22 protein-coding genes are annotated in these 25,308 nt (G+C 71.7%); 11 read left to right on the top strand and 11 right to left on the bottom strand.

Translation table 11 applies throughout. The annotated features are described in order from the left end of the window. Window positions 1-410: 410 nt before the first annotated feature. Window positions 411-2,045, top strand: a complete 1,635-nt coding sequence (locus tag ACMTAK_RS06980) for an AMP-binding protein (protein ID WP_413805359.1) — start codon at window positions 411-413, stop codon at window positions 2,043-2,045. Between the two features lie 102 nt (window positions 2,046-2,147). On the opposite strand, the gene ACMTAK_RS06975 is transcribed toward ACMTAK_RS06980, so the two are convergent. Continuing rightward, entirely contained in the window at window positions 2,148-2,516 is a 369-nt protein-coding gene (locus ACMTAK_RS06975) for an arsenate reductase family protein (protein ID WP_044567769.1), read from the bottom strand. 122 nt (window positions 2,517-2,638) lie between these two features. Here ACMTAK_RS06975 and ACMTAK_RS06970 point away from each other — a divergent pair, with 122 nt between their 5' ends. The 3 genes from ACMTAK_RS06970 (at window position 2,639) to ACMTAK_RS06960 (ending at window position 3,676) form a co-directional block, all read left to right on the top strand. Further along, window positions 2,639-2,935, top strand: coding sequence for a hypothetical protein (locus ACMTAK_RS06970; protein ID WP_413805358.1), 297 nt, complete (start codon window positions 2,639-2,641; stop codon window positions 2,933-2,935). Window positions 2,936-3,197: 262 nt separating this feature from the next. Beyond that, complete coding sequence (locus ACMTAK_RS06965) at window positions 3,198-3,428, top strand: YflT domain-containing protein (RefSeq protein WP_413805357.1); 231 nt, start codon at window positions 3,198-3,200, stop codon at window positions 3,426-3,428. A 17-nt stretch (window positions 3,429-3,445) separates the two neighbouring features. Continuing rightward, window positions 3,446-3,676, top strand: a complete 231-nt coding sequence (locus ACMTAK_RS06960) for a hypothetical protein (protein ID WP_413805356.1) — start codon at window positions 3,446-3,448, stop codon at window positions 3,674-3,676. A 659-nt stretch (window positions 3,677-4,335) separates the two neighbouring features. Here the strand turns inward: ACMTAK_RS06960 and ACMTAK_RS06955 are convergent. Next, window positions 4,336-5,052: a M56 family metallopeptidase gene (locus ACMTAK_RS06955; RefSeq protein WP_413805355.1), complete on the bottom strand. Its 717-nt coding sequence runs from the start codon at window positions 5,050-5,052 to the stop codon at window positions 4,336-4,338. A gap of 197 nt (window positions 5,053-5,249) precedes the next feature. Continuing rightward, window positions 5,250-5,618, bottom strand: a complete 369-nt coding sequence (locus ACMTAK_RS06950; protein WP_413805354.1) for a BlaI/MecI/CopY family transcriptional regulator — start codon at window positions 5,616-5,618, stop codon at window positions 5,250-5,252. A 107-nt stretch (window positions 5,619-5,725) separates the two neighbouring features. On the opposite strand from ACMTAK_RS06950, the gene ACMTAK_RS06945 reads away from it, so the two are divergent. Beyond that, complete coding sequence (locus ACMTAK_RS06945) at window positions 5,726-6,307, top strand: TerD family protein (RefSeq protein ID WP_413805353.1); 582 nt, start codon at window positions 5,726-5,728, stop codon at window positions 6,305-6,307. 112 nt (window positions 6,308-6,419) lie between these two features. Here ACMTAK_RS06945 and ACMTAK_RS06940 read toward each other — a convergent pair whose 3' ends face one another. Both ACMTAK_RS06940 and ACMTAK_RS06935 read right to left on the bottom strand, forming a co-directional pair. After that, the gene (locus ACMTAK_RS06940; RefSeq protein WP_413805352.1) at window positions 6,420-7,286 is read right to left on the bottom strand and encodes a hypothetical protein; all 867 of its coding nucleotides are present in this window, start codon (window positions 7,284-7,286) and stop codon (window positions 6,420-6,422) included. Next, the gene (locus tag ACMTAK_RS06935) at window positions 7,286-8,554 is read right to left on the bottom strand and encodes a VWA domain-containing protein (protein ID WP_413805351.1); all 1,269 of its coding nucleotides are present in this window, start codon (window positions 8,552-8,554) and stop codon (window positions 7,286-7,288) included. The genes ACMTAK_RS06940 and ACMTAK_RS06935 overlap by 1 nt, the downstream gene beginning before the upstream one ends. A gap of 167 nt (window positions 8,555-8,721) precedes the next feature. Between ACMTAK_RS06935 and ACMTAK_RS06930 the strand changes: the two genes are divergently transcribed. Then, entirely contained in the window at window positions 8,722-11,517 is a 2,796-nt protein-coding gene (locus tag ACMTAK_RS06930) for an alpha/beta fold hydrolase (RefSeq protein ID WP_413805350.1), read from the top strand. A 5-nt stretch (window positions 11,518-11,522) separates the two neighbouring features. Continuing rightward, window positions 11,523-12,377 carry an ABC transporter permease gene (locus ACMTAK_RS06925; RefSeq protein ID WP_413812815.1) on the top strand — a complete coding sequence of 285 codons (855 nt, stop codon included), beginning with the start codon at window positions 11,523-11,525 and terminating at the stop codon, window positions 12,375-12,377. Window positions 12,378-12,419: 42 nt separating this feature from the next. On the opposite strand, the gene ACMTAK_RS06920 is transcribed toward ACMTAK_RS06925, so the two are convergent. Further along, window positions 12,420-13,601: an FAD-dependent monooxygenase gene (locus tag ACMTAK_RS06920; RefSeq protein WP_413805349.1), complete on the bottom strand. Its 1,182-nt coding sequence runs from the start codon at window positions 13,599-13,601 to the stop codon at window positions 12,420-12,422. A 782-nt stretch (window positions 13,602-14,383) separates the two neighbouring features. On the opposite strand from ACMTAK_RS06920, the gene ACMTAK_RS06915 reads away from it, so the two are divergent. The 3 genes from ACMTAK_RS06915 to ACMTAK_RS06905 all read left to right on the top strand — a co-directional run bounded on the left by ACMTAK_RS06915 (window position 14,384) and on the right by ACMTAK_RS06905 (window position 18,705). Further along, the gene (locus ACMTAK_RS06915; RefSeq protein WP_413805348.1) at window positions 14,384-16,678 is read left to right on the top strand and encodes a glycosyltransferase; all 2,295 of its coding nucleotides are present in this window, start codon (window positions 14,384-14,386) and stop codon (window positions 16,676-16,678) included. Beyond that, on the top strand, window positions 16,675-17,913 hold the full coding sequence (locus tag ACMTAK_RS06910; RefSeq protein WP_413805347.1) for an acyltransferase family protein: 1,239 nt from the start codon (window positions 16,675-16,677) through the stop codon (window positions 17,911-17,913). Before ACMTAK_RS06915 ends, ACMTAK_RS06910 begins: the two co-directional genes overlap by 4 nt. A 183-nt stretch (window positions 17,914-18,096) precedes the next feature. Beyond that, complete coding sequence (locus ACMTAK_RS06905; protein ID WP_413805346.1) at window positions 18,097-18,705, top strand: extensin; 609 nt, start codon at window positions 18,097-18,099, stop codon at window positions 18,703-18,705. An 11-nt stretch (window positions 18,706-18,716) separates the two neighbouring features. Here the strand turns inward: ACMTAK_RS06905 and ACMTAK_RS06900 are convergent, their stop codons facing one another. The 5 genes from ACMTAK_RS06900 to ACMTAK_RS06880 form a co-directional block, all read right to left on the bottom strand. Continuing rightward, entirely contained in the window at window positions 18,717-19,613 is an 897-nt protein-coding gene (locus tag ACMTAK_RS06900) for a lysozyme (protein ID WP_413805345.1), read from the bottom strand. A gap of 82 nt (window positions 19,614-19,695) precedes the next feature. Next, entirely contained in the window at window positions 19,696-20,343 is a 648-nt protein-coding gene (locus ACMTAK_RS06895; RefSeq protein ID WP_413805344.1) for a TetR/AcrR family transcriptional regulator, read from the bottom strand. A gap of 10 nt (window positions 20,344-20,353) precedes the next feature. Then, window positions 20,354-22,516: a xanthine dehydrogenase family protein molybdopterin-binding subunit gene (locus tag ACMTAK_RS06890; protein WP_413805343.1), complete on the bottom strand. Its 2,163-nt coding sequence runs from the start codon at window positions 22,514-22,516 to the stop codon at window positions 20,354-20,356. Continuing rightward, window positions 22,513-23,514, bottom strand: coding sequence for an FAD binding domain-containing protein (locus tag ACMTAK_RS06885; protein ID WP_413805342.1), 1,002 nt, complete (start codon window positions 23,512-23,514; stop codon window positions 22,513-22,515). The genes ACMTAK_RS06890 and ACMTAK_RS06885 overlap by 4 nt, the downstream gene beginning before the upstream one ends. Further along, entirely contained in the window at window positions 23,511-24,098 is a 588-nt protein-coding gene (locus tag ACMTAK_RS06880) for a (2Fe-2S)-binding protein (RefSeq protein WP_413104755.1), read from the bottom strand. The genes ACMTAK_RS06885 and ACMTAK_RS06880 overlap by 4 nt, the downstream gene beginning before the upstream one ends. 50 nt (window positions 24,099-24,148) lie before the next feature. Here ACMTAK_RS06880 and ACMTAK_RS06875 point away from each other — a divergent pair, with 50 nt between their 5' ends. Beyond that, window positions 24,149-25,300, top strand: coding sequence for an XdhC family protein (locus tag ACMTAK_RS06875; RefSeq protein WP_413805341.1), 1,152 nt, complete (start codon window positions 24,149-24,151; stop codon window positions 25,298-25,300). Window positions 25,301-25,308 lie beyond the last annotated feature (8 nt).

Here is a 25,308-nt window from a genome sequence, read left to right as displayed (position 1 = left end):
AGCTCAGACATGACAAGCCGTGCGAGCGGTATGCCTACCGCTGCCCAAAGGTAGGACGGGGAAAGGGGGGACGCCAGAGTGCCTCGGGACGTAAGAGTGCGCCGGGACTGCCGAAGCGGCTCGGGACGTCCGGGGCCGTCGCCCGTCGCCCACCACCCCCGCTCCGCCCCGCGGATGCCGTCCCGGTCCCGGTATCGGAGGACGGCTGACGAGCCGGTCGGAAAGCGCGATAGCGTGTACCGGCCAACGGGAGTTGCCGCCGCCTGGGAGTTCGTCAGCAGAACCCGGGAACAGCCCGCCCCGGAAGGCGAGGTGCGCTCGCGCCCCCGAGGTGCGTCCGCGCTCGCCCGAAGCCGGGCAGCGGCCCTCCGGTCCGGCGCCACTCGTGGATACCAGCACTAGGAGCCCTCTTGACCAGCCCGGAACAGCGCATGGCTGACCTGCTCAAGACCTTCGGTGAGCCTGCGGCGAACACCGCGTACCTGCTGTGCGACAGGCACCCGGACGACGCCGTCGCGTTCACTGTGGTGGGCAAGGACATGACCGGTCATGACATGACGTACGGGGAGCTTGGTGACCGTTCCTCGCGCATGGCCGGTGCCCTGGCCTCCCTGGGAGTCGGAGTGGGTGACCGCGTCGCCACCTTGATGGGCAAATCCGCCGAATTGCTGGTCGCGAGCCTTGCGATCTGGCGGCTCGGGGCCGTCCAGGTGCCGTTGTTCACCGCGTTCGCCTCACCGGCCATCGCGCTGCGGATCACGGGCAATGACACCAAGGTCGTGATCACCGACGCCGACCAACGCCCCAAGCTGGACCCGGAGTCGGGCTTCCCCGGCGAGCGCCCCTGGCGGATCGTCACCACCGGGCCGGTCACCGGGGCCGATCTGTCCTTCGCGGAGCTGGCCGAGGGGCACGACCCGCTGTCCGAGCCGGTGGCCGTGGGCGGCGACGGGCTCATCGTGGAACTGTTCACCTCGGGCACCGCGGGCACGCCGAAGGCCGTCCCGATCCCGCTGCGGGCGGTCGCGGGCTTCGCCATGTACCAGCAGTTCGGCCTGGACCACCGGCCCACCGACGTCTTCTGGAACGCCGCCGACCCGGGCTGGGCGTATGGCCTGTACTACGCGCTCATCGGGCCCCTCGCCCTCGGGCAGCGCGGACTGCTGCTGAACGGCCTGTTCTCCGCGGAGTCCACCTGGGAGGTGCTCTCCCGCTTCGGTGTCACCAACTTCGCCGCCGGGCCCACCGTCTACCGCAAGCTGCGTGCCTCCGGCGTCCCCGCCCCCGCCGATCTGCGGCTGCGCTGCTGCTCCGCGGCGGGCGAACCGCTGCCCCCGGACGTCGTCGACTGGGCGCTCGAGACGCTCGGCGTCCCCGTGCGGGACCACTACGGCTCGACCGAGCTGGGCATGGTGGTCGCCCATGCCTGGCACCCGGACCTGCGCGAAGAGATCAAGCCCGGCTCCATGGGCCGTCCGCTGCCCGGCTGGAGCGTGAAGGTGCTGCGCGAGGACACCAACTCCGCGCCGGCCCGCGTGGACATCCCCGGACGGGTCGTGGTGGACATCGCCGACAGCCCGCTGATGTGGTTCAAGGGCTACCGTGACGCCGCCGAGCAGACCGCCGAGAAGTTCAGCCCCGACGGGCGCTGGTTCTACACCGGTGACACCGCCGCCCGCGACGAGGAGGGCCATCTGTTCTTCTCCGGACGCGGCGACGACATCATCCTGATGGCGGGTTACCGCATCGGCCCCTTCGAGGTGGAGACCGTGCTGCTGGAGCACGCCGCGGTGGCGGAGGCCGCTGTGGTCGGCGTACCGGACGAGGAGTACGGCGAGGTCGTGGAGGCGTTCGTCGTTCCGCGCCCGGGGATCGAGGCGGGCGACGCGCTCGCGGCCGAGCTGCAGCAGCTGGTCAGGGAGCGGTACGCCAAGCACGCCTATCCGCGGCAGGTGCACTTCGTGGCCGAGCTGCCGAAGACCTCCAGCGGTAAGACGCAGCGGTTCCTGCTGCGCCCGCAGCAGGCCGCACCGCGGAGCCGCTGAGTCGGCCCGGCCCGGGGTACCGAGCACCACGTACGCCCCGGGGCCCCGTGTACGACACGGGGCCCCGGGGCGTTTCCGTGCTCCCCTGGCCTGGCCCTGAGGTCAGCCGCGGGACCGGGACAGCGCCTCCCGCACCGCCTCCTCGGTGCGCCCCACCACCGCCGAACCGTCGTCCGCCGTGATGATGGGCCGCTGGATCAGCTTGGGGTGCTCGGCGAGCGCCGCGATCCAGCGGTCCCGTGCGCTCTCCTCACGCGGCCAGTCCTTCAGACCCAGCTCCTTCGCGGCCGCCTCCTGGGTCCGGGTGATGTCCCATGGCTCCAGCCCGAGCCGGTCGAGCGCCGCGCGGATCTCGTCCTGGCTCGGTACGTCCTCGAGATAACGGCGCACGGTGTAACCGGCGCCCTCCGCGTCGAGCAGGGTGAGCGCGCTACGGCACTTCGAGCATGCCGGATTGATCCAGATCTCCATGCCGCACACGGTACCGCGAAAGTGCCTTGGAACGGGGTCTGACCAGGGGCCTTTGTCAGTACCCGGCCGTAGAATGGAGGGAGTTGAAGGGAAGGTTTCCCGACCAACTCAGGAGGTTGCCGATGGCCGTTGCCGGACCCCCTCTTCAGGATCTTCCGACCTTTCCGACCCTGCCGAAGAAGCGGATGCCGGCCGGGCGCCCGCGTGAGTGGTACGAGTCCCACAACCGCCGTCTGAAGGCCATGCGGCTGGCCATCGCGCTGCTCAACTCCGGTGTCTACCGCCCCGAGCAGGCGTCCAACCGCAAGATACGCACCACGGCCGCCCGGATCGGGGTGCATCCGCCGTCCGACACCACCTGCCGGATGGTGCGCTCCCTCATCCGCACCGACCACACCGACCGCGCCGCCTGCGGCTGATACCCGTAAGGTCCGTCGCGCCTCCGGTTTCTTTCCGCTCGGCGGAAAGGAACCGGAGGCTTCCGGGAATCGCGGGGTGTCGGGCCGGGTGGGAATTGCGGGGCGAAGAGTGCCGGGAAAACGTTCCACGGAGAGCCGCGGTGGCCGTTCCGGATATCCGGCTGCGCGGACCCTCGGCGGGTTTCTCCGCCCTTCCTCGCGCCTCTCCCGTTGCGAGGGGGCAGGCGCGGGCGCACGCTCTCCTTGACGGAGGGAGTCAGCGATGACCCAGCAACCGCCGTCGGAGGTGGTCGACCGTACGGTCGTCGGCTCGTACCCGACCTACGCCGGTGCCCAGCGCGCGGTCGACTTCCTGGCCGACAACAAGTTCCCGGTGGAGCACACGGCGATCATCGGCTCGGACCTCCGGATGGTCGAGACCGTGCTCGGGCGGCTGACCAGGGGTCGTGCGGCGCTCGCGGTGCCGGTACGGGGGCGTGGTTCGGGCTGCTGATCGGGCTGCTGCTGTCCGTGTTCGCGGCGGGCGCCCACAACGTGATCGTGCTGCTGGTGAGCGGTCTGGTCTACGGCGCGGTATTCGGGGCGATCTTCGGTTTCGTCGGGCACGCCATGACCGGAGGGCGGCGCGATTTCTCGTCGCGGAGCCAGATCGTGGCCGCGCGCTACGAGGTGGTCGCGGATGCCCAGGTCGCCGATGACGCGAAGAACATGCTGGCCAGGCTGGCGATGCGGGAAGGCTGAGCGGCTCCGGGGACTTTCGTCGTCGTGCTCGCGCTCGGGGTCTTCGCCATGCACACCCTGGGCCATCCGACGGCGGCTCCGGCTCGGGCATGGCCCACTCGGCGCGCCATCCGCCCGGTGAGATGCGCCCCGCGGCGTACAGCGGCGACCCTGCGGCGTACGACGGCGATCCCGGGGCGTACGGCGCCGATCACGGCGGCGGTACGGCCGTCACCGGCTCCGGGCCGCGGCGGGCCGCTCCCGCACGCCGTGCTCACCCGCCGGAGCGATCCGCCGCTGCGGCTTCCCCTGGCGGCGCCCGTCGTCGCGCGGCCCGATCCTCGCTCGCCCGGCCCCGACCTCACTGCCCTGTCTGTTCTGCGGATATAGGCCGAACCGCGCCTGAAGCGCCGGTACGCCCAATGGAACAGTCAACACTTGGCAAAAAGAGGTATATCGACATGACCGCATTCACGCATGTCCCGCGTCGGCCGCTCCACCGCCGTCTCGCGCTCGTGGGCGCCGTCGCCGCCGGAGGGCCGCCGCTCGCCGGCTGTGGCGGGAAGGGCGAGGGCATCGCCACGGGAGCGCGAAGGCTCGGGCCCGGGTCCCGCGGTCCCTCCGCGTGGTCCGGGGCGGGCCGCGTGGTTCGGGGCGGGCCCCGGGTCGTGCCCGGAGTGCTACATCCCGGGGGCGCAGCCCAGTAGAGGTGGCAGCAGCGGTAAGCCCACCGCGACCGCCGCCGCCAGGCCGCACAGCGCCGGATGCGGACGCCGCCGGGCGTCCAGCATCCGCCGCAGCCGGACCGCGGCGCCCGGTCCGCCGACGGTGAAGGCTCCGCCGGGGGCATGGGGAGCGTGGCCCGCCGCCATCGTGTACAGAGCGGAGACGAGCGCCTGGCGCGGATGGCGGCGGAGTGCGCGGTCGTCCGCGGCCATCTCCAGCAGGAGCGGCGTCTGCGCCCTGGCCTCGAGCGCCAGCGGCAGCCACCGGAACACCCGGGCGAACGCCTCCGTGGCCGCCAGCGCCAGATGGTGGCGGCCCGCGATATGCGCGCGCTCATGCTCCAGTACGGATTCCAGCTGCGCGGGGGAGAGCAGCCGCAGCGCGCCCGCGCTCACGACGATCCGCGGCCTGCGGCCGGGCAGGCAGTACGCCGCGGGCGTGCCATGGTCCAGCACGGTGGCGCGCAACCGCGCCGAGCGCCGGCCGGCCATGTCCAGAACGCCCCGGTGGCGGGCGCGGACGCGCCGGGCCCGCAGCACCTCATGGCCGAAGCAGACGAGCGGAACCAACGCCACCGAGGCCGGTACGGCGATGGCCGGAACGCCGATCGGGCCCGTGCCGGGGATCCGGGCGTTCAGCGTCAACCCACAGAAGCGGAGCAAGCCGGACATTCCGCTATGAAGATACCAAGTTGGGGTGACGAGGTGATAAGTGGTCAGAGCGAGCGCGATGGTGAACGACAGGACCAACCCATGCCAAACGGCAACCGCCAAGGCGGGTGCGCGATGCGGCCAGGCGCTGCGCGCCATCGCCTTCGGGGCCGCTGAGCCGACCACGGCGGCGTAGCAGGCCAGGGTGAGGGCGGCCGTCACGCCCTGGTCCGCCGCCCCGCGGTCCGCAGGGCCTTGCGCAGCGCGCTGACCTCCTCGGGGCCCATCTGCTCGACGAAGTGGGTGAGGGCGGCCGAGCGGTCCTCGCTGGTGCCGAGGGCGTCCTCCATCAGCGCCGCGGTGTACTCCTCGCGGCTGCGGACCGGTGAGTACACCCACGCCCGGCCCTCCTTGGCGCGCAGCAGCCAGCCCTTGTTGTAGAGGATGGAGGCGACGGTCATCACCGTGGTATAGGCGACCGGGCGGTGCTCGTTGATGTCGTCCACGATCTCCCGCACCGTCGTGGGACGCTGCCAAGCCCAGAGACGGTCCATGATCTCCGCCTCGAGCTCCCCCAACCGTCGCATGGACGCTTCCTTCCGCCGTTAGTACGGAGGCCCATAGTAGAGACCCCTCGGCGGGGCTCCGCACCCGGCTGTGGAGAAATCCTCAACTCGCCCTGCCCGCGATAGGCTTGACGCCACGCGCATTCAAATCCGCATGGTTCGAGGGAAGGGAAGTCCGGGTGACTGGTCTCAACAAGGGGCTTCAGAAAATCGAGGTGGCGCTCAAGTGGGATCCGAGCCCCCTCGGTGAGCCGCCCCATGATCTCGACATCGTGGCCGGGACGTACCGCGCCGCCGATCCCTACGGTGCGCCCGCGTACCTCGTCCACTTCGACAGCCGCTCACCGGACGGCACCATCAACCTCAACAGGGACAGCCGCACCGGTCAGGGCCTTGGCACCGACGAGTCCATGACCCTCGAGCTCGAACGGCTGTCGTCCGAATACGCCCGGGTGGTCGTCGGGATAACCATCCAGCAGGGTTCGGGACGGAAGACGTTCGGGGATGTTCCGAACACCAGTGTCCGGATTCTCAACGGGTACACCGAACTCATGACGAGTGACTTCACCGGTGTCTCAGAAGCCACTTCCGCCACGGTCGCGGTATTCACCCGGGACGACGCGGGGGAATGGGGAATTCAGAGCGCTATTCGTGGATTCGACGCGGATCCCGAAGACTTTGGACAGCTCATGGGCAAGGACTATTCCTGAGCGTCCGGGCGGCTTCCCGAGAGCTTCCTGAGAGGCCGGGCCGCCGGGGCCCGATGCGGCGCGGGGCCCGCACGATCGTCGTGCGGACCCCGCGCCGATTCCGGACATCGGGTCAGATGTCGGATCCGGGACCGATGGGCGGGCGGCCCGGAGAGCGCGGCCCCCGGGTGAGGGTGTAGCCGCCCACCCCGGCGAGCGCCGCCAGCGCCGCGCCGATCACGGTCCACACCCATCGGTCCGACCACCATCCGGAGCCCCAGCCGTCCTCCGGCTCGGCGACCGCGTGCGGAATGTCCCTGCCCTTGTCGTCCGGGGAATCCGAGGCCGTGTTGTCGTCCGGCGGCTCGGAGTCCGTCCCCGGGGCCGTTCCGGCCCGCAGCACCGGATTGAGCGGCGTCATGTCCCCGCCGTCGGCACGCGCCCCGCCCGCGTCCCGTACGGACGCCTCGACCTCGGCGTCGATCGGCAGCCCGAGGTCCTCGGCGGGCAGATCGACGACGGTGAGCCGCACGTAATACGCGCCCTGCAGAGGGTCGTTGGCCCAGCGCTCGGACCAGGACCGCGCCTGGCGCAGGGTGCAGCTCACGGTGACCGTCCGGTCCTGCTGGGCCGCCCGGCGCGCCGGAGTGCCCGAGGCGCACGGCTGATGGCGGCGCAGACCGTCGTAGACATCCAGCTGCCAGGTGGCGCTGCCATGGCGGCTCGAGGCGTCGGGCAGTTTCAGCTCCGCCTCGACCTCGGGGACCTGCCCGGCGGCGGCCGGGAACACCCAGTACAGATAGTCGCCGGTGGAGGCCGCCGCGGTGGCCTGCTGACCGGGCTTGAGCTCGGTGGCGGTGCGGAAGCTCGTCCCCGCCTCGGTGGGCGCCTCCGTGCCGCTCTTGCCGTCCGTGCCGTCCGCGGCGGCCGGTGCGGCGGCGGTCAGCCAGGCGGCGGCGCACAGGGTGAGCGCGGCGCCCAGGGTACGCAGGGCTCGCATCAGTTGGACCTCCAGACGGTGACACGCCAGCGGGCCAGCCAGCCCCACAGCAACCCCACGAGCAGCCCGCCGACGGTGAGCACGCCCAGCAGCACCCAGCCGCGGCCCAGGCCGAAGGCGGCCACGTCGGCGGGCGGATCGTCGTTGTCCACCACATCGACGGCGAGCTCCACCGGAAGGCCCGGAGCGCGCTTGACGGAGGCGGGCGCGGAGAACGACTGGCTCAGCTCCACGCACACCGTCCGCGCCGTCTCGTCCCCGTCGTCGTCCACATCGGCGACCGGATAGCGCAGCCCGCTGGAGATGACGTCCGTACGGCCGCTGCCCGCCTCGCTGCCGCGCACCAGCTCCCGGCCGCCGGGCGTCACCGCCCGCACCAGCACGCCGTAGTCCGGGTCGACGGCGCGGTCCACGGCCACGCTCGCCGATGCCCGCAGCTCCTGACCGGGCGCCACCCGCATCCGGTACCAGCGGTGTTCCCCGAAGCTCTCCCGGTCGCTGTAGAGGCCGGAGCCCAGATACGGGGCCTTCGCGCACTGTGCGGCGCCCCGCACCGGCGTGGGCGTCTCCACGGGCGTGTCGGCGGAGCGCCGGACCAACTGCTTGATACGGCTGGAGAGCTGGTCCCGGTGCTGGATCGCCGTATACGTGCCACCGGTGGCCTCGGCGATACAGCTGAGCTGCTCGCGGACCTTGCGGTCCAGCGTCAGCCCGAGCGTGTCGACGACCAGGTGGGTTCCCTGGGCGGCCAGTTCCCGGGCCACATCACAGGGGTCCGGCAGACCGCAGGAGTCCTCGCCGTCCGTGATCAGCACGATCCGGCGGGTCCCCTCGCCGCCGGAGAGGTCCTTGGACGCGCCGCGCAGCGCGAGCCCGATGGGCGTCCAGCCGGTGGGGCGCAGCGTGGCGACGGCCGCCTTGGCCTCGGTGCGGTCCACCTGGCCCACCGGGTAGAGCCGCTCGCTGTCCTGGCAGCCGGCCTTACGGTCCTTGCCGGGGTAATTGGCGCCGAGGGTGCGGATGCCCAGCCGCACCTCTTCGGGTGTGGCGTCCAACACCTCGTTGAACGCCTGCTTCGCTGCCGCCATCCGGGTGTCGCCGTCGACGTCGCGGGCCCGCATGGAGCCGCTGACATCGAGTACCAGCTCGACCTTGGGGGAATCGGGAGCCGGTTCGCCGGCCATGGCGGCGGGAGGGGATATCAGGCCGCAGGCGAGGGCCGCGAGCAGCCCCAACGCGCCTGTCGCCAGACGTTTCTTTATGATCACCGGCGCATCCTATGGAGCATCGTCCGACTGATCCAAAAGCCCGGGTGCCAAGGTCGGGGGCATACCGCGCCGGGTGTACGGACGGTGTCCGGGTACTCCCCGGGGAGTGGACGAGAATCCGTCTGGTGTCAGCCGCGGCGTTTGCCTCCTCCTCTTAGGGTTCAGACATGGATCTCCGAAAGACCCGGCCCCGGGGCCGGCGCCTGGTCGCCGCCGTGGCCGCCGCGGTCCTCCTCGCGGGCGCCGGCACCTGGGCGGTCGCCGCCTCCGGCGACCGGCCGGCCGTGCACCGCCAGGACCGCGTGCTGGACATGCCGGGCGCGCGCATCGACACCTCGTACTTCACCGCCGGCACCGGCCGCAGGCCCGCGGTCCTGCTCGGCCATGGCTTCGGCGGCAGCAAGGAGGACGTACGCGACCACGCCGAGGAGCTCGCCCGCGACGGATACGCCGTGCTGACCTGGTCGGCGCGTGGCTTCGGCAGATCCACGGGGAAGATCGGGCTCAATGACCCGGACCACGAGGTGGCCGATGTCCGGCGGCTGATCGACTGGCTGGCGAAACGTCCCGAGGTGCGGCTCGACCGCCAGGGCGACCCCCGGGTCGGTGTCGCGGGTGCCTCCTACGGCGGGGCGATCTCCCTGCTCGCCGCCGGATACGACCGCCGGGTGGACGCCATCGCGCCCGAGATCACCTACTGGAACCTCGCCGACGCGCTGTTCCCGAACGGCGTCTACAAGAAGCTCTGGGCCGGGCTGTTCTTCACCACCGGCTCGGCCGACCTCACCGGTGGCCAGGGCGGCCAGGGCGACACGAGCGGCGCGGGAGGCTCAGGCGGGGGGATGGGCCCAGGAGGTCAGGGCGGCGGAGGCGGCGGGACGGGCCAAGGAGCCCAGGCGGACCCGGGAGACACGAACGGCGGTGAAGAGGCCAGGACGGACCGGGGCCAGGGCTGCGGTCGCTTCGAGAAGCAGCTCTGCGAGATGTACGAGCGGGTCGCGGTCGCCGGAACGCCCGACGCCGCCGCCCGCCGGCTGCTCGAGGCCCGCAGCCCGTCCGCCGTCGCCGACCGGATCAAGGTCCCCACGCTGATCCTCCAGGGGCAGGCCGACTCCCTCTTCCCGCTCGGTCACGCCGACGCCATGGCGAAGGCGATCCGGGCCAACGGGGCGCCGGTCGCCGTCGACTGGACGGCCGGCGGACATGACGGCGGCGACCGCGAGACCTCGCGGGTGGCGGCCCGCACCGACGCCTGGTTCGACCGCTACCTCAAGGGCGACAAGGGCACCGACACCGGACCCGCCTTCCGGGTCAGCCGCACCGGCGGCATCGACACCACCAACGGAGCGGTCCAGCTGCGCGGCGCCACCGGCGACCGCTACCCCGGCCTCGGCGACGGCGGCCGGAAGGTGGCACTGCGCGGACGCGAGCAGTCGTTCGCCAACCCGCCCGGGGCGGGGCCGCCCTCCATCTCCACCGTGCCGGGTATCGCCGGGCTGTCCCAGGCGTCCTCGCTCGGCGTCGGCCTCTCCCTCGACATCCCCGGCCAGTTCGCCCGGTTCGACTCGGAGCCGCTGGACCGGCCCCTGCGGATCACCGGATCGCCCGAGGTGAAGGTGCGGGTCAAGGCCGACACGGACGACGCCGTGCTCTTCGCCAAGGTCTACGACGTGGGACCGGACGGACAGCAGGTGCTGCCCGAGCAGCTGGTCGCGCCGCTGCGCGTCAACGGCGCCAAGCAGGGCCGTACGGTCACCGTGCGGCTGCCCGCCGTGGACCACGAGCTCATCGCGGGCCACCGGCTGCGGCTCGTGCTCGCCTCCACCGACCTCGGCTACGCCTCCCCGGACGAGCCCGCCACCTACACGGTCGGGCTCGCGGACGGCGGTCTGACGGTGCCCACCGCCCCCGGGGTGCACACCCAGCCCGCCCCGCTGCCCGCATGGGTGTGGGGGCTGCCGCTCGGCGCGGCCGTGGTGGCGCTCGCGCTGCTGCTGACCGGCAGGCGGCGTACGGCCACTCCGCCGCCGGACCCCGAACTGGCCGACGTGCCCCTGCAGATCACCGGTCTGAGCAAGCGCTACGCCAAGTCCGCCGACCGCTACGCGGTGCGCGATCTGTCCTTCCGCGTCGAGAAGGGGCAGGTGCTCGGGCTCCTCGGGCCCAACGGCGCGGGCAAGACCACCACCTTGCGGATGCTGATGGGGCTCATCGCCCCCGACGACGGCGAGATCCGGGTCTTCGGCCAGGCCATCAGGCCCGGCGCGCCCGTGCTCTCCCGCGTCGGCGCCTTCGTCGAGGGGGCGGGGTTCCTGCCGCATCTGACCGGCAGCGCCAACCTCGAGCTGTACTGGCGGGCCACCGGCCGCCCCGCCGCCGACGCCCATATCGAGGAGGCCCTGGAGATCGCGGGCCTGGGCAGCGCGCTGGAGCGCGCCGTGCGCACCTACTCCCAGGGCATGCGGCAGCGGCTGGCCATCGCCCAGGCCATGCTGGGCCTGCCCGATCTGCTGATCCTCGATGAACCGACCAACGGCCTCGACCCGCCGCAGATCCGTGAGATGCGCGAGGTGATGATCCGGTACGCCGCCGCGGGGCGTACGGTGATTGTTTCCAGCCATCTCCTGGCGGAGGTCGAGCAGTCCTGCACCCATCTGGTCGTGATGGACCGCGGCCGGCTGATCCAGGCGGGCCCGGTCGGCGAGATCACCGGCAACGGCGGCAGTGTGCTGGTGGGCCACGACGGCGAGCTGAGCGAGGCCCTGATGGACAAGGTGGGCGCGCTGCCCGGGGTCGCCTCCGCCGGTCGCACCGCCGACGGACTGCTCGTCCAGCTCGACGGGATCACCCCGGCGCGGCTGCTCGCCGAGCTGGTGCGGCTGGAGGTCCCGGTGACCAGCTTCGGGCCCAACCGGCGCCTGGAAGACGCCTTCTTGACGCTGATTGGAGGAGGATCCGCGTGAGCTCCCTGTCCCAGGTCACCGAGGTCGCGCCCGGCTACCGGGCCGGCCACACCCTGCCGCTGCGGGTCGAGGCCGTACGGCAGCTGCGCCGTCGCCGGACCCTGGTGATGGGCCTGGTGCTGGCCCTGCTGCCGTTCGTCCTCGTGATCGCGTTCGCCATCGGCGGCACCCCAGAGGGGCGGGAGAACCGGGTCACCCTGATGACCACGGCCACCGCCTCCGGCGCCAACCTCGCCGCCACCGCGCTGTTTGTCTCGGCCGCCTTTCTGCTGGTGGTGCCGGTCGCGCTGTTCTGCGGCGACACCGTGGCCTCCGAGGCCAGCTGGTCCTCGCTGCGCTATCTGCTGGCCGCGCCCGTGCCCCGGGCCCGGCTGCTGGTGAGCAAGCTGACGGTGGCCCTGGTCTTCAGCGCGGCCGCCATGGTGCTGCTGCCGCTGGTCGCGCTCGCGGTGGGCACCGTGGCGTACGGCTGGGGGCCGCTGCGGATGCCCACGGGCGGTGAGCTGCCGGTCGGGGACGCCCTTGTCCGGCTGGCCCTGGTAGTGCTGTACATCTTCCTGTCCCAGCTGGTCACGGCCGCTCTGGCGTTCTGGCTCTCGACCGTCACGGACGCGCCGCTGGGCGCGGTGGGCGGCGCGGTGGGGCTCACCATCGTGGGCAATGTGCTGGACGCGGTCACCGCGCTCGGCTCGTGGCGCGACTTCCTGCCCGCGCACTGGCAGTTCGCGTGGGCGGACGCACTCCAGCCCCACCTGGAGTGGGGCGGAATGGTGAAGGGCGTCTCGGTGTCCGTCGCGTATGCCCTGGTGCTCATCGCGTTCGCCTTCCGCGGCTTCGGCCGCAAGGACGTGGTGTCCTAGCCCGGCCACGGCCGCTGACCCGGCCACGGCAGCCGGGCCGGGTCAGTAGTCCTTGAGGGTGTAGGAGTTGACCACCTCGTAGAAGCTGTCGTCGATATTGGTCGGGTTGGTGTCGGGCTCCTGCCCGGCCGACGACTCCCGCGCCCCCTTCCGGGCCATGTTGTCCAGCGCGAGCTGCTGGTTGGCCGCCACATAGCCCCGCAGCTCGCGCTCGTAGGCGGCGAAGGCCGCGGTGTGGTCGCCGCCCGCGGCCCTGAGCTCGCCCGCCAGGACATAGGCGCCGACCACGGCCACGCTGGTGCTCTGCCCGGACGCCGGCGAGCCGCAGTAGCCGGCGTCGCCGACCAGGGCCACCCGGCCACGGGACCAGGAGTCCATGTGGATCTGGGCCGCCGCGTCGAAGTGGAAGTCCGGCGCCCCCCACATGTACTCCAGCAGCCGTGGCATCTCCCAGCGCGCGTGCCGGTACCGCTCGGCCACCAGCTGCTTCTGCTCCGAGACGGACCGGGAGCCGAGGAGCGTGGCGGGCGGTTCCTCGGAGTCGATGCCGATGTAGACCCGGGCCTCGGTGTTGTCGCGGACACTCATCATCATGCCGCCCCAGACGTCCCCGGCCATCTGGTAGATGACCTCCCAGCGGTCGAGGCCCAGATAGTTCGGCACCGTCCACACGCCCAGATAGCCCCCCAGATGGCGGAGGAAGTCCTCCTCCGGGCCGAAGACCAGCGCCCGGGTGGAGGAGTGCACCCCTTCGGCCGCCACCACGATGTCGAAGGCGCGCGCACCACTCCGGTGGAAGGTGACCGCCACCTCGTCGGGCCCCTGGACGAGCGAGACGATCGAATCGTTGAAGAGATACTCGATCCCCTCGCCGCCCGCGGCCATCAGCACCGAGGACAGATCGTCCCGCAGGATCTCGATGTCGGAGCTGTTGAGATCCCCGCCACTCGCGGTCCGCTCGGTGGTGCTGAACAGCTCCTTTCCGTCGTCGTCGACCATCGACATGCCACGCAGCCCGGTGCGGCGCGCCCGGACCTCCTCCAGTACGCCCATCCGCTCGCACACCTCGAGCGCCGGGCCCCGTACGTCGATCGCCTGCCCGCCCGGGCGCGGCCGCGCGGCGCGCTCCACGACGGTGACCTGGAAGCCATAACGATCCAGCCAGTAGGCGAGCGCGGGCCCGGCGATACTGGCCCCGGAAATCAGAACCCGTGCATTCCGCATGGTGTTGTCCCTTCCGAATTCAACCACCGAATGTGGTGCCTCGAAAAAGACTGGCCGGAGCCACCGACACGGCACCGACACGGCACCGACGCCGGGCCGATGACGCGCCGACGAGCCGCCGACGCGGTACCGACAGGGCTCCGACACACCGCTGACGCGGGGGAGTTGGGCATGGCCGGGGTTGATCGGTAGGCGAACGGAACTCTCTCATCGGTTAATGAGAGTGTTACTTCGATGTGTTGTGTGGTTCCGTAGTGATCGATGAGACTGGGGATTCCGACCGGTCAGCCCAAAAGATCGGTCGCCCCGCACTGGTGATGTTCGGTCCGCCCCCCACGATCCGAACAGGATGGGACCTAATGCGCAATTCACTGGAGCACGTCCGCGTGATTCCCGCCGCCGTCGTGCCCGTCTGTCCGAGACCCCGCCGGAGATCTCACCTCTCCCCGCGCGGATCGGCCACGGTAGCGGCGTAGCCGCCTCTCACCACTCACCGAACGGCGGATCGCCCCGGTCTTCCCGGCGACGCCGTCATCCGGCCTGCCCGTAGGCGCCTGCACCTGTGCACATGCCTGCGGGCCACGTGGTCTGCCATGGCCATGCGGTCTGTCATGACCACGTGGTCTGCCCGGTCATGTGGTCTGTCATGGCCACGTGGTCTCTCATGACCCCGGCCGGAGCGTCGGCGTGCCCACGGCCCGTTCGGTGACGCACCCCCCACGAAAGGAACCCCTGAGGTGCTTACTTCGCACCACCCACGATCACGCGAACCCCAGCAACCCGTGCCCGCCGCTCGCGGCGGCGTGACGGGCCAGAGCGGGCATGTGCTGGCGGTTGGCGAACCGGGCCCCAGGCTCGACCGGCTGACCCGGACACTCGTTTCCACCGGGCATGAGGTGAGCCATGCGGAGCCCGGCGATGTCAGCCGACAGATGCGGCACTCCCCGCCGGACGCGATCGTCGCCCTGGACGACGCCGACGACGGACTTGACCTGATACGCGAGGTCCGCGCCGTCCCCGCGGGACGGGCGCTCCCCCTGCTGATGGTCACCTCCGACCCCGGCCCCACCGGCGTCGCCGACATGCTGCGTGGCGGCGCCGACGACTGCGTGGCGGAGACCTCCGACCCCGTCGAGCTCTCCGCCCGGATCGAGGCCAAGCTGCGCCGGGTCCCGGTCCCCGTCGAGAACCTGCTGCTCGACCCGCGCACCGGCCTGTACTCCCAGCCCCACTTCCTGGGCGAGCTCGACCGGGAGCTCAAGCGGGTCGACGACAGCCGCACCGGTGGCGTCGTCGCCATGGTGGGCGTGGCCGAGATCGCCGCGCTCGAGGCCCGGCTGGGGCCGCGGGTGCGCCGTGAGGTCGCCGAACGTCTCGCGGGAGTGGCCGAGAAGCTGGGCGGTGTCTGCGACCGGCTCGGCTGGGACGACGAAGGCCATCTGCTGATGCTGATGCCCGGTGTGGACGAGGACACCGCGCGCCGCGAACTGCAGAACTTCGCCAACGCCGTGGCCGGGACCCGCTTCGTGGTCGCCGATGAGAACGTGCGGCTGACCCCGGCGATCGGATGGACCCCGCTGGCCGACTGCGCGGACCGAGCGCAGGCCGTCGCCAATGCCCGGAACGCGGTCGAGGAGTCGATCCGCCACCGGGATCTGCGGCCGGTCAAGTACGCGGCGTGGATGCGCGGCACCCACCGGCGCAGCCGCCGTACCCTCGCCACCGCGCTCCGCACCCTGCTGTCGGCGCTCTCGCCCGTCCTGGTGCTCCTCTTCGGGGTGGGCATACCGTTCGTCTTCTACCAGCAGATGTACGAACTGGGCTGGGACGTCGGCTCGGCCGCGTACTGGGTCGTGGTGTCCGGCCTGGTGCTCTCCGCCGCGCTGATCGTGCTGGAGTGCCTCTTCTCGCTCGACGCCAAACCCCGGCCCGAACGGCCCGCGCAGCCGTATCCTCCGGCCAGCGCCGTCATCGCCGCGTATCTGCCCAATGAGGCCGCGACCATCGTCGACACCATCGAGTCGTTCCTGCGCCTGGACTACCCCAACGAGCTGGAGATCGTGCTCGCGTACAACACGCCGCACCCCATGCCCGTCGAGGAGACCCTGCGCGAGATGGCCCGCCGCGATCCGCGGCTGGTGCTGATGCCGGTGGCGGGCAGCACCTCCAAGGCGCAGAACGTCAACGCCGCGGTCACCCGGGTGCGCGGTGAGTTCGTCGGCATCTTCGACGCGGACCACCACCCGGTGCCCGACGCCTTCCAGCACGCCTGGCACTGGCTGTCCAATGGCTACGACGTGGTCCAGGGCCACTGCGTGATCCGCAACGGCGAGAGCTCCTGGGTCTCCAAGCTGGTGGGGGTGGAGTTCGAGGCCATCTACGCCGTCAGCCACCCCGGCCGGACCCGGCTCTACACCTTCGGTGTCTTCGGCGGCTCCAACGGCTTCTGGCGCACCGATCTGCTCGCCCGGACCCGGATGCACGGCACGATGCTCACCGAGGACATCGACTCCACGATGCGCGCCCTGCACGAGGGCGCGCGGATCGCCACCGACCGCACGCTGATCTCGCGTGAACTGGCGCCCACCACCCTCAAGGCGCTGTGGAACCAGCGGTCGCGCTGGGCCCAGGGCTGGCTCCAGGTGTCGCTGAAGTATCTGTGGCGGGGCTTGCGTTCCCCGGCCTTCACCACCCGCCAGAAGGCGGGGCTGCTGGTGCTGCTGGGGTGGCGGGAGATCCAGCCGTGGCTGACCCTGCAGATCCTGCCCGTGCTGCTGTACTCGGCGTGGCGGGCCGGGGGAGTGGACCATCTCGACTGGGCGGTGCCGGTCTGCCTGCTGGCCACCCTGTTCACACTGTCCGCCGGGCTGGTGCAGGCGCTGTTCGCGTGGCGGCTCGCGGTGCCCGAACTGCGCCGCCGCAAGGCGTGGTTCTGGCGGTATCTGCTGGTGTCCACCGTCTTCTACAGCCACTTCAAGAACATCGTGGCCCGGCAGTCGCTCCTCAAGGAGGTGCTGCGGGACCGCCAGTGGCGGGTCACCCCGCGCCCCGGTGACAAGGCGGTGAAGCGGACATGAGCACGGTGTCCACGGCCATCGCGTCCACCACCGCGCCCCGGGCGGTCAACGGCACGCCCGCCAGGAGCGCGCCCTCGCGGAACCGGATGAGCCAGGAGATCCAGGGCCTGCGGGGAGTGGCGGCGCTCCTCACCGTCGTCTTCCACGTCTGGCAGCAGTACTACACCTACGACCGGGACGGCGCCCACTCACCGGTGCCCAACCGGTACGCGAACGCTCTGGTGTCGCTGGAGGTCATCGACCTCTTCTTCGTGCTCTCCGCGTATCTGCTGACGCTGTCCTACGCACGGGCGGCGATCGAGGGGGGCTCGACCCGGCCCGGCCGGGTGTTCCTCTTCCGGCGGGCCATCCGGATCGTCCCGCTGTACTTCCTGGCGGTGACGTTCATCTGGGCCACCCGCAACCCCACCCTGCCCGGCGAGTGGTCCGATCTGCTGCACCATCTCACCTTCACCCAGGTCTTCGACCAGGAGCAGATCTTCTACACCATCGGCCCCACCTGGTCGTTGTCGCTGGAAATCATGTTCTATGTGGCACTGGTGGCGCTCGGTCCGCTGGCCGTCCGCGCCTGCCGTCCGCTGCGCCGGAGGGCCTCCCGGGTGGCGGTGTGCGCGGTGGGCTGTGCCGTGCTGTACATCGGGCCGTTTCTCTGGATCGCGGTCGCCCGCTACGGGCTGGACATCCCGCACACCGAATGGCCGGTGTACTTCGGACCGCAGGCCCGCTTCGGCGGGTTCGCCGCGGGCATGGGCCTTGCCGTGGCGATGATCGCCCTCGGCGACCGCGGACGGCTGGACGCGAAGGTGGCGATCCCGCTGCGGGCGGCCGCCCTCGTGGGGCTGTACATGCTGTCCTACTCCGGTACGGAGGCGGAGGACTTTCCCACCACCTTCTACCATCCGCTGTCCGCCCTGCTGTGGATGCTGCTGCTGTACAGCACCATCCACGTTCGGCGGCAGGGGCGGTGGCACTCATGGCTCACGGCCCGCTGGCTCACCGGTGTCGGCCTCGCCAGCTACAGCCTCTTCGTCTGGCATGAGCCGATCATGCTCGGCCTGTACAACGCGGGGCTGCTGCCGCCCGACGGCCAGTCGGGCTTCCCGCTGGCCGTGGTCATCGTGCTGGTGGTGGCCGTGGCCGCCGCCGCGGTGAGCTACTGGGCCATCGAGTACCCGGCGAGCCTGCTCGGGAAGCTCAAGGACGGCAAGGGCCGTCCGCGCGACTTCTATCCTTAAGGCCGCGCGCCAGCCAGGAACACACGTTCCCCGGTGCACGGGTGGCCGTGCACCGGGGAACGGTGGTTATCATCTGGCTCGTTCTTTACTCTGTAACACGTGTGCGTCGGACATCAGTTCCGCTGGGAATCGGGCTTCCGGGGCACCCCACCCAACCCATGCCATAACGGGGAGACCAGCGAAATGGGTCGACACAGCCGACCGACCGCCGCACAGCAGGCGCGTACCACGACGCTCAAGGCGGCCACCGCCCTCGGAGTGGCCGGAACCATAGCCTTCGGCCTCCACTCGACGCTCGGCGGTGACAAGTCCGTCGAGGCCCGCTCCGATGTGAACGCACAGCAGGCGCAGGCGCCGGACGAGGTCGAGCCCACCGCCGATCACTCGCCCTCGCAGAGCCATGTCTCGCCCAGCGAGTCCACGAAGCCGAAGCCGATCTCCGACCACACCGACGCCGCCACCCCCGGTGGCGGCGGTTCGGACCGGAGCGCCGGCACGCCGCGGCACGCCGCCCCGGCCACCCCGGACGCGGCCCCCTCCAAGGCCGCGCCCACCATGGCGCCCACCGCCCCCGCGCAGCGGAACGACCAGGTGCCCTCCTCGCCCTCCTCGCCGAGCGAGACGACCCCGAGTGCCGATCCGACCACCCCGTCGCAGCAGCCCAGCCAGCCGTCGCAGACCCCCGGCCAGGGTGGCCACGAGGGCAAGGGCCTGGTGGGCGGGCTGGTGGACGGTGTCGGCGACACCCTGGACGGGGTGCTCGGCGGGGTCGGCGGGGTGCTCGGCGGCTGAGCGCCGCCACCTCACCCCGTGGCCAGCGCCTTGAGGCCCGCCAGGCTTCCGTTGAACCGGTTGTGGTCACCCACCAGCGGCCCGCTCGAGGTGTACTGCCACAGGGTGTGGGTCTTCCAGCCGGCCGGCAGCGGCCCGGGGGTGGCCGCGTACCGCGCCAGCCACAGCGGGTTGCGGTCGGCGAAGGCGGCGCTGTCGCCGGTGCACGTCTGCCACCAGCCGGCGGTCGTGTAGATCACCGGCTGGCGTCCGGTGCGCTCCTTGACCCGCGCGGTGAAATCGCCGATCCAGTTCACGATCTGGGCGGCGGTCAGGCCGTAGCAGGTTGCTCCGTACGGGTTGTACTCGAGGTCCAGGACGGGCGGCAGCGTCTTGCCGTCGTCCGACCAGTCGCCTCCATTGGCGACGAAGAAGTCCGCCTGACGGGTGCCGCTGGAACGGTCCGGCAGGGCGAAGTGGTAGGCGCCGCGGACCATGCCCTGCTGGAAGGAGCCGTTGTACTGCGAGGCGAACGAGGGGTTCTGGTACGTCGTGCTCTCGGTGGCCTTCACGTAGGCGAATCGTACGTTGTCGTCCCACAGGGCCGCCCAGTCGACCGACCCCTGGTGGTCGCTGACGTCCACGCCCTCCACCGAGGCCGCTCTGGTGGCCCGGGGCGTGGCGCCGGGGTCGGTCTTCTCATGGCGGGCGATGGTCGAGCCCATCCAGTCCCGCTCGGGGTGCGGGACGGACGCCGCGGGGGCCGGGCCGTTGCCGGCGTCGGGGTCGGGGTCGGTCGTCGAGGCCGTGGCCGGTACGAGGGTGGCGAGGACGGCGGCGGTGACCGCCACTCCCAGTCCGCCGATGGCGTGGGGCGAGCGCAGACGCGAAGGCGCCCGGTGGACGCCCTTACCGGATTTCAGGGACATCTGTTCCTCCGATCCGTTCCGCATCGACGGTATGCGCGCCGAACGAAGAACGTGAAGCGGAACGGGAAATTCTGCCCCTCCGTCAGCGGTCCCGGCCCTCCTCGCCGACCGGCCCGGACGGCACGCCGTAGCCCGCCACCAGCGCCCTCGCGGCCCGGGTCGCCCGGATGGCGACCTCTCCGGCCACGTCATCCGGATCGCCGAACTTCCCTTCCAGCAATTGGGCGACATAGCCGCGGGCGAGCGCGTGCAGGGCGTCGAGCAGCGCCACCGCCGTCGCCGCGGCCTCGTCCGGGGCGACCACCTCGAAGGCGCTCGGCAGCAGCAGATCCACGAACTCCCTGCTGCTGTCCCGTAGCTCCGGATGGGTGGCCCGCAGCCCCGGCGCGAAGAGGATGTCCAGCCCGCCGCGGTAGCGGGCCGCCGCGCGCACGAAGGTGCCCGCCACCGTCGCCAGCCGCTCCTGGGCGGACCCGACGTCGGCCACCGTGTCCAGGTAGATGGCCCGCAGCCGCCGCGAGACCTCCAGGGCGGCGGCCGCGAGCAGCGCGTCACGGTCGGCGAAGTGGCGGTACGGCGCACCGGGGCTCACACAGGTGCGGCGCGCGGCCTCCGCCACGGAGAAGCCGCGCACTCCGACCTCGTCGACGATCTCCAGGGTCGTCTGCACCAGCGCGGCGGCCAGGTCGCCGTGGTGGTAGGTGGCGCGTCCCTTCGGGGTGGGTGCCATTCGGGTGACCCTACCCGACCCGTGATTCCGGCTCACCCGCCCCTGGCCTGTGCCTTTCGGCGTCCCGGGCGGCCCGCAGGGCGTCCCGCGAGCGCTCGATGCGGATCGGCAGATCCCGCACCCGCTCTCCGGTGGCATGGTGGAAGGCGTTGCCGATGGCCGCCGCCGCGCCCACGATGCCCAGTTCACCGATGCCCTTGGCGCCCACCGGATTGGTGGTGTTGTCCTCCTCCTCCAGCAGCACCACGTCCAGTCGCGGAACGTCGGCATGGGCGGCGATGTGATAGCCCGCGAAGTCATGGTTGGCGAAGTCTCCGAAGACCGGATCGACCTCGCCGATCTCCAGCAGCGCCATCGACAGACCCATCGTCATGGCCCCGAGGAACTGCGAGCGGGCGGTGTGCGGATTGACGATCCGCCCGGCCGCGAACACGCCCAGCATCCGGTCCACCCGGATCTCACCGGTATCGCCGTCCACCCGCACCTGGGCGAACTGCGCCCCGAAGGTGTGCCGTGACAGATCCGCCCGCCGCTCCAGATCCTCGGCGGTGTCGGCCACCACCTCCAGACCGCCGTCCGGGACCACACCCCCGTAGGTGTCCAGCTCCTTCACCAGCGCACGGCACGCCTTGTCCACCGCCCAGCCCCATGAGGCGGTGCCGAGCGAACCGCCCGCGAACGGCGCCATGCCCAGCGACGCACGGCCGATCTCCAGCCGCAGCCGGGACAGCGGAATGCCGAGCGCGTCCGCCGCCACCTGGGTGAGGGCGGTACGGGCGCCCGTACCGAGGTCCGCCGCGCCGACGCGCACCCGGTACGTCCCGTCCTCCTCGGCGCGCGCCACCGCGGAGGAGGGGAAGGTGTAGTCCGGGTGGTGCGAGGCGGCCACACCGGTGCCCAGCAGCCAGCGCCCCTCGCGCCGGATCCCCGGCGCCGGATCGCGGCGCTCCCAGCCGAAGCGGGCCGCGCCCTCGCGCAGACAGGCGACCAGATTGCGGCTGCTGAACGGCTTGCCGCTCTCCGGGTCGGTCTCCGGCTCGTTGCGGATCCGCAGCTCGACCGGGTCCATGCCCAGCGCCCCGGCCAGCTCGTCCACGGCCGACTCCAGCGCGAACATCCCCGGGGTGTGGCCGGGGGCGCGGAACCAGGCGGGTGTCATCACATCGAGCGGCGCCACCTTCACCGTCGTACGGGCGTGGGGCGCCGCGTACATCATCCGCGTCGAGGACACCGTCTGGTCGGCGAACGGCACCTGGGCCGAGCGTTGCTGCACCGACTCGTGCTGGATCACCGTCAGCCGGCCGTCGCGCTCGGCGCCCAGCCGCACCCGCTGGATCGTGGGGGACCGGTAGGGGATCAGCTGGAACATCTGCTGCCGGGTCAGGGCGATCTTCACCGGCCGTCCGACGGCCCGCGCGGCGAGCGCCGCCAACACCGTCGGCGAGCGCGGAATGCCCTTGGACCCGAAGCCCCCGCCGATGTACTCGGCCACGACCTCCACCGCGCCCACCTCGATCCCGAACAGCGCGGACATCAGCTGCGCGCTCATATAGGGACCCTGGTCGGAGTTGAACAGCGTCAGCCGGTCCTCGTCCCACACCGCGATGGTGGCATGCGGCTCCATCGGGCTCGGATGCTCCACCGGAGTGGTGTACGTGGCGTCCACCCGCACCGGGGCGGTGGCCCAGGCGCCATCGGCGTCACCGCGCTCCACCAGGCCAGGGCTGCCGTCGGTCACCGTCTCGGCGATCTCCAGCCGCTCGTCGTCGGCGCGCAGCACCACATCGTGCGGCTCCCGCTCATAGCCCACCCGGACCGCCGCCGCGCCCTCGCGCGCCGCCTCCAGCGAGGTGGCCACCACGGCGGCCACGATCTGGCCGTGGTATGCCACCTGAGGGGACTGGAGCACGAAGAGGTCCGCGCTCGCCTCCGCCTCCGCGTTCAGCCGCGGGGCGCTGGTGTGGTCGAGCACCGTCAGCACACCGGGCAGGGCCAGCGCCGGGGCCGGGTCCACCTCCGTCACCCGGCCGCGGGCGATGGTGGCCTGCACCGGCCATACGTAACTGACGTCCCGGGTGGGGAACTCATAGGCGTAGCGCGCCGCGCCGGTCACCTTGTCCAGGCCGTCGACCCGGGTCACCGGGGCCCCGACACTTTGTTCGACGGTGGTCATGCGCGATCCCTCCTCGCGACGAGGTCGCGGACGCCCGCGACGATCAGATCAGTGGCCAAATCGACCTTGAAGGCGTTGTCCGGCAGCGGCCGCGCCTCGGCCAGCTCGGCCATCGCCGCCTCGCGCAGCGTCTCCTCGTCCGGCCGGGCGCCGCGCAGCCGCTCCTCGGCGATCCGGGCGCGCCACGGCCGCGGCGCCACCCCGCCGAGCGCGATCCGCACGTCCCGCAGCGAGCCGTCCTCGGCCACGGACACCGCGGTGGCGACGCTCACCAGCGCGAAGGCGTACGACCAGCGGTCACGCACCTTGCGGTAGCGCATCCGGGCACCGCGCGGCGGCGGGGGCAGCTCCACGGCGGTGATGAGATCGCCGTGGTCCAGGACGGTCTCCCGGTGCGGTGTGTCGCCGGGCAGCAGATACAGCTCCGCCACCGGAACGGTGCGCGAGCCGCCGTCCACCGACCGCACATGTGCCACCGCGTCGAGCGCCACCAGCGCCACCGCCATGTCGGAGGGGTGGGAGGCCACGCAGTGGTCGGAGGTGCCCAGCACGGCCAGATCGCGGTGCGCGCCCTGGATCGCCGGACACCCGGTGCCCGGCTCGCGCTTGTTGCACGGCTTGGTCACGTCCTGGAAGTACCCGCAGCGGGTGCGCTGCAGCAGATTGCCGCCCACCGTGGCGACCGTGCGCAGCTGCCCGGAGGCCCCCGCCAGCAGCGCCCGGGACAGCAGCGGGAAGCGCTCGCGGATGCCCGGATCGCCCGCCAGCGCGCCGTTGCGTACGGTGGCGCCGATGAGCACGGAGCCGTCCTCGCGGTGCTCGATCCGGTCGTACGGCAGCCGGGAGACGTCGATGAGCAAACCCGGGTCGGTGACGCCGAGCTTCATCAGGTCCACCAGATTGGTGCCACCGCCGAGATAGGTGGCATCGGGGCGCTGGGCGATCAGCGTGGCCGCTTCGGCGGCGTCGCCCGCGCGGGCGTAGGCGAACTCCTTCATCGGGCGCCTCCGACGGTGGCCGTGTCCTGGGCACCTTGGGCGCCCGCGGCCTCCAGCACGGCCTCGACGATCCCGTTGTACGCGCCGCAGCGGCACAGGTTGCCGCTCATGCGCTCGCGCACCTCCCGCGCGTCCAGCGCCGACACATCGGCCACCCCGGTGGCGGTGTCCTCGGTGACATGGCTGGGCCAGCCGCGCCCGGCCTCGCCCAGCGCCCCGATGGCGGAGCAGATCTGGCCCGGGGTGCAATAGCCGCACTGGAGCCCGTCGTGGTCGAGGAAGGCGCGCTGCACCGGGTGCAGCTCCCCGCCGTCCGACAGCGCCGCCACGCCCTCGATGGAGACGATCTCGCGTTCCTCGGCGGTCACGGCGAACATCAGGCAGCTGTTCACCCGCTCACCGTCCACCAGCACCGTGCAGGCCCCGCACTGACCGTGGTCACAGCCCTTCTTGGTGCCCGTGAGCCCCAGTCGCTCGCGCAGCACATCGAGCAGGGTCGTCCGGTTGTCGATGGTCAGGGAGTGGGACGTGCCGTTGATCCGCAAGGTGATGTCGCTACTCGGTGAGTGATGTGAGAGGCTCATACATTGAATGTATCAACCTCTTACATCCGTGGCGAGGAGATATGAATTCCATGCGGGACGTCGTAGCGCAGATGCACCGATGGTGGGGCGAGGGCGAGCCGTTCGCCCGTGCCACGGTGGTGGCGACCTGGCATTCCTCGCCGCTGCCGCCCGGGACGTCCATGCTGGTCGGCCCCGATGGCGCGGCGATCGGCAGCGTCTCCGGCGGCTGTGTCGAGGGCGCCGTCTATGAACTGGCCCAGGAGGTGACCGACAGCGGCAGGCCCGTGCTGGAGCGCTATGGCGTCAGCGACGACGACGCCTTCGCGGTCGGGCTGACCTGCGGCGGGATCATCGATGTCTATGTGGAGCGGATCGAACCAACGGGCTTCCCCGAACTGGGCGAGGTGGCCGAGGCGGTCGCCGCCGGGGAGCCGGTGGCCGAGGTGATCTGCGTGGCCGTCGACGGGCCCGACCCGGAGGGACGGCTGGGCCGCCGGCTGGTCGTACGGCCCGAGGGCACCTCCGGATCCCTCGGCTCCGGCCGGCTGGACGCGGCCGTCGCCGAGGACGCGCGCGGACTGCTGGCCGGCGGGCGCACCGAGACCCTGGCTTACGGCTACGACGGCGTCCGCATGGACGAGGAACTCACCCTGTTCGTCTCGGTCCACGCCACTCCGCCGCGGATGCTGGTCTTCGGCGCCGTGGACTTCGCGGCGGCCATGGCCCGGATCGGGGCGTACCTCGGCTACCACGTCACCGTGTGCGACGCCCGGCCGGTCTTCGCCACCCCGCGGCGCTTCCCCGAGGCGCACGAGGTGGTGACCGACTGGCCGCACCGCTATCTGCGCACCGAGGCGGAGGCGGGCCGGATCGACGAACGCACGGTGGTCTGTGTGCTCACCCACGACCCCAAGTTCGATGTGCCGCTGCTGGAGGTCGCCCTGCGCCTGCCGCTGGCCTACGTCGGCGCCATGGGCTCCCGCCGCACCCACGACGACCGGCTCCGCCGGCTGCGCGCCACCGGTCTCGGCGAGGACGCACTGGCCGGACTCGCCTCACCGATCGGCCTGGACCTCGGCGCCCGTACCCCGGAGGAGACCGCCGTCAGCATCGCGGCCGAGATCATCGCCGACCGCTGGGGCGGCAGCGGCACCCGGCTGACCTCCCTCAGCGGCAGCATCCACGGTCAGGAGCCGATGCGGCCCGCGGCCGGCGGCTGAGACGGGGC

This window comes from Streptomyces lacaronensis, from assembly GCF_047337785.1.
In the GTDB taxonomy this organism is placed as follows: domain Bacteria; phylum Actinomycetota; class Actinomycetes; order Streptomycetales; family Streptomycetaceae; genus Streptomyces; species Streptomyces lycopersici.
Note: the sequence above shows the minus strand (reverse complement) of the source record. Positions and strands in the feature narration are given on the sequence as shown.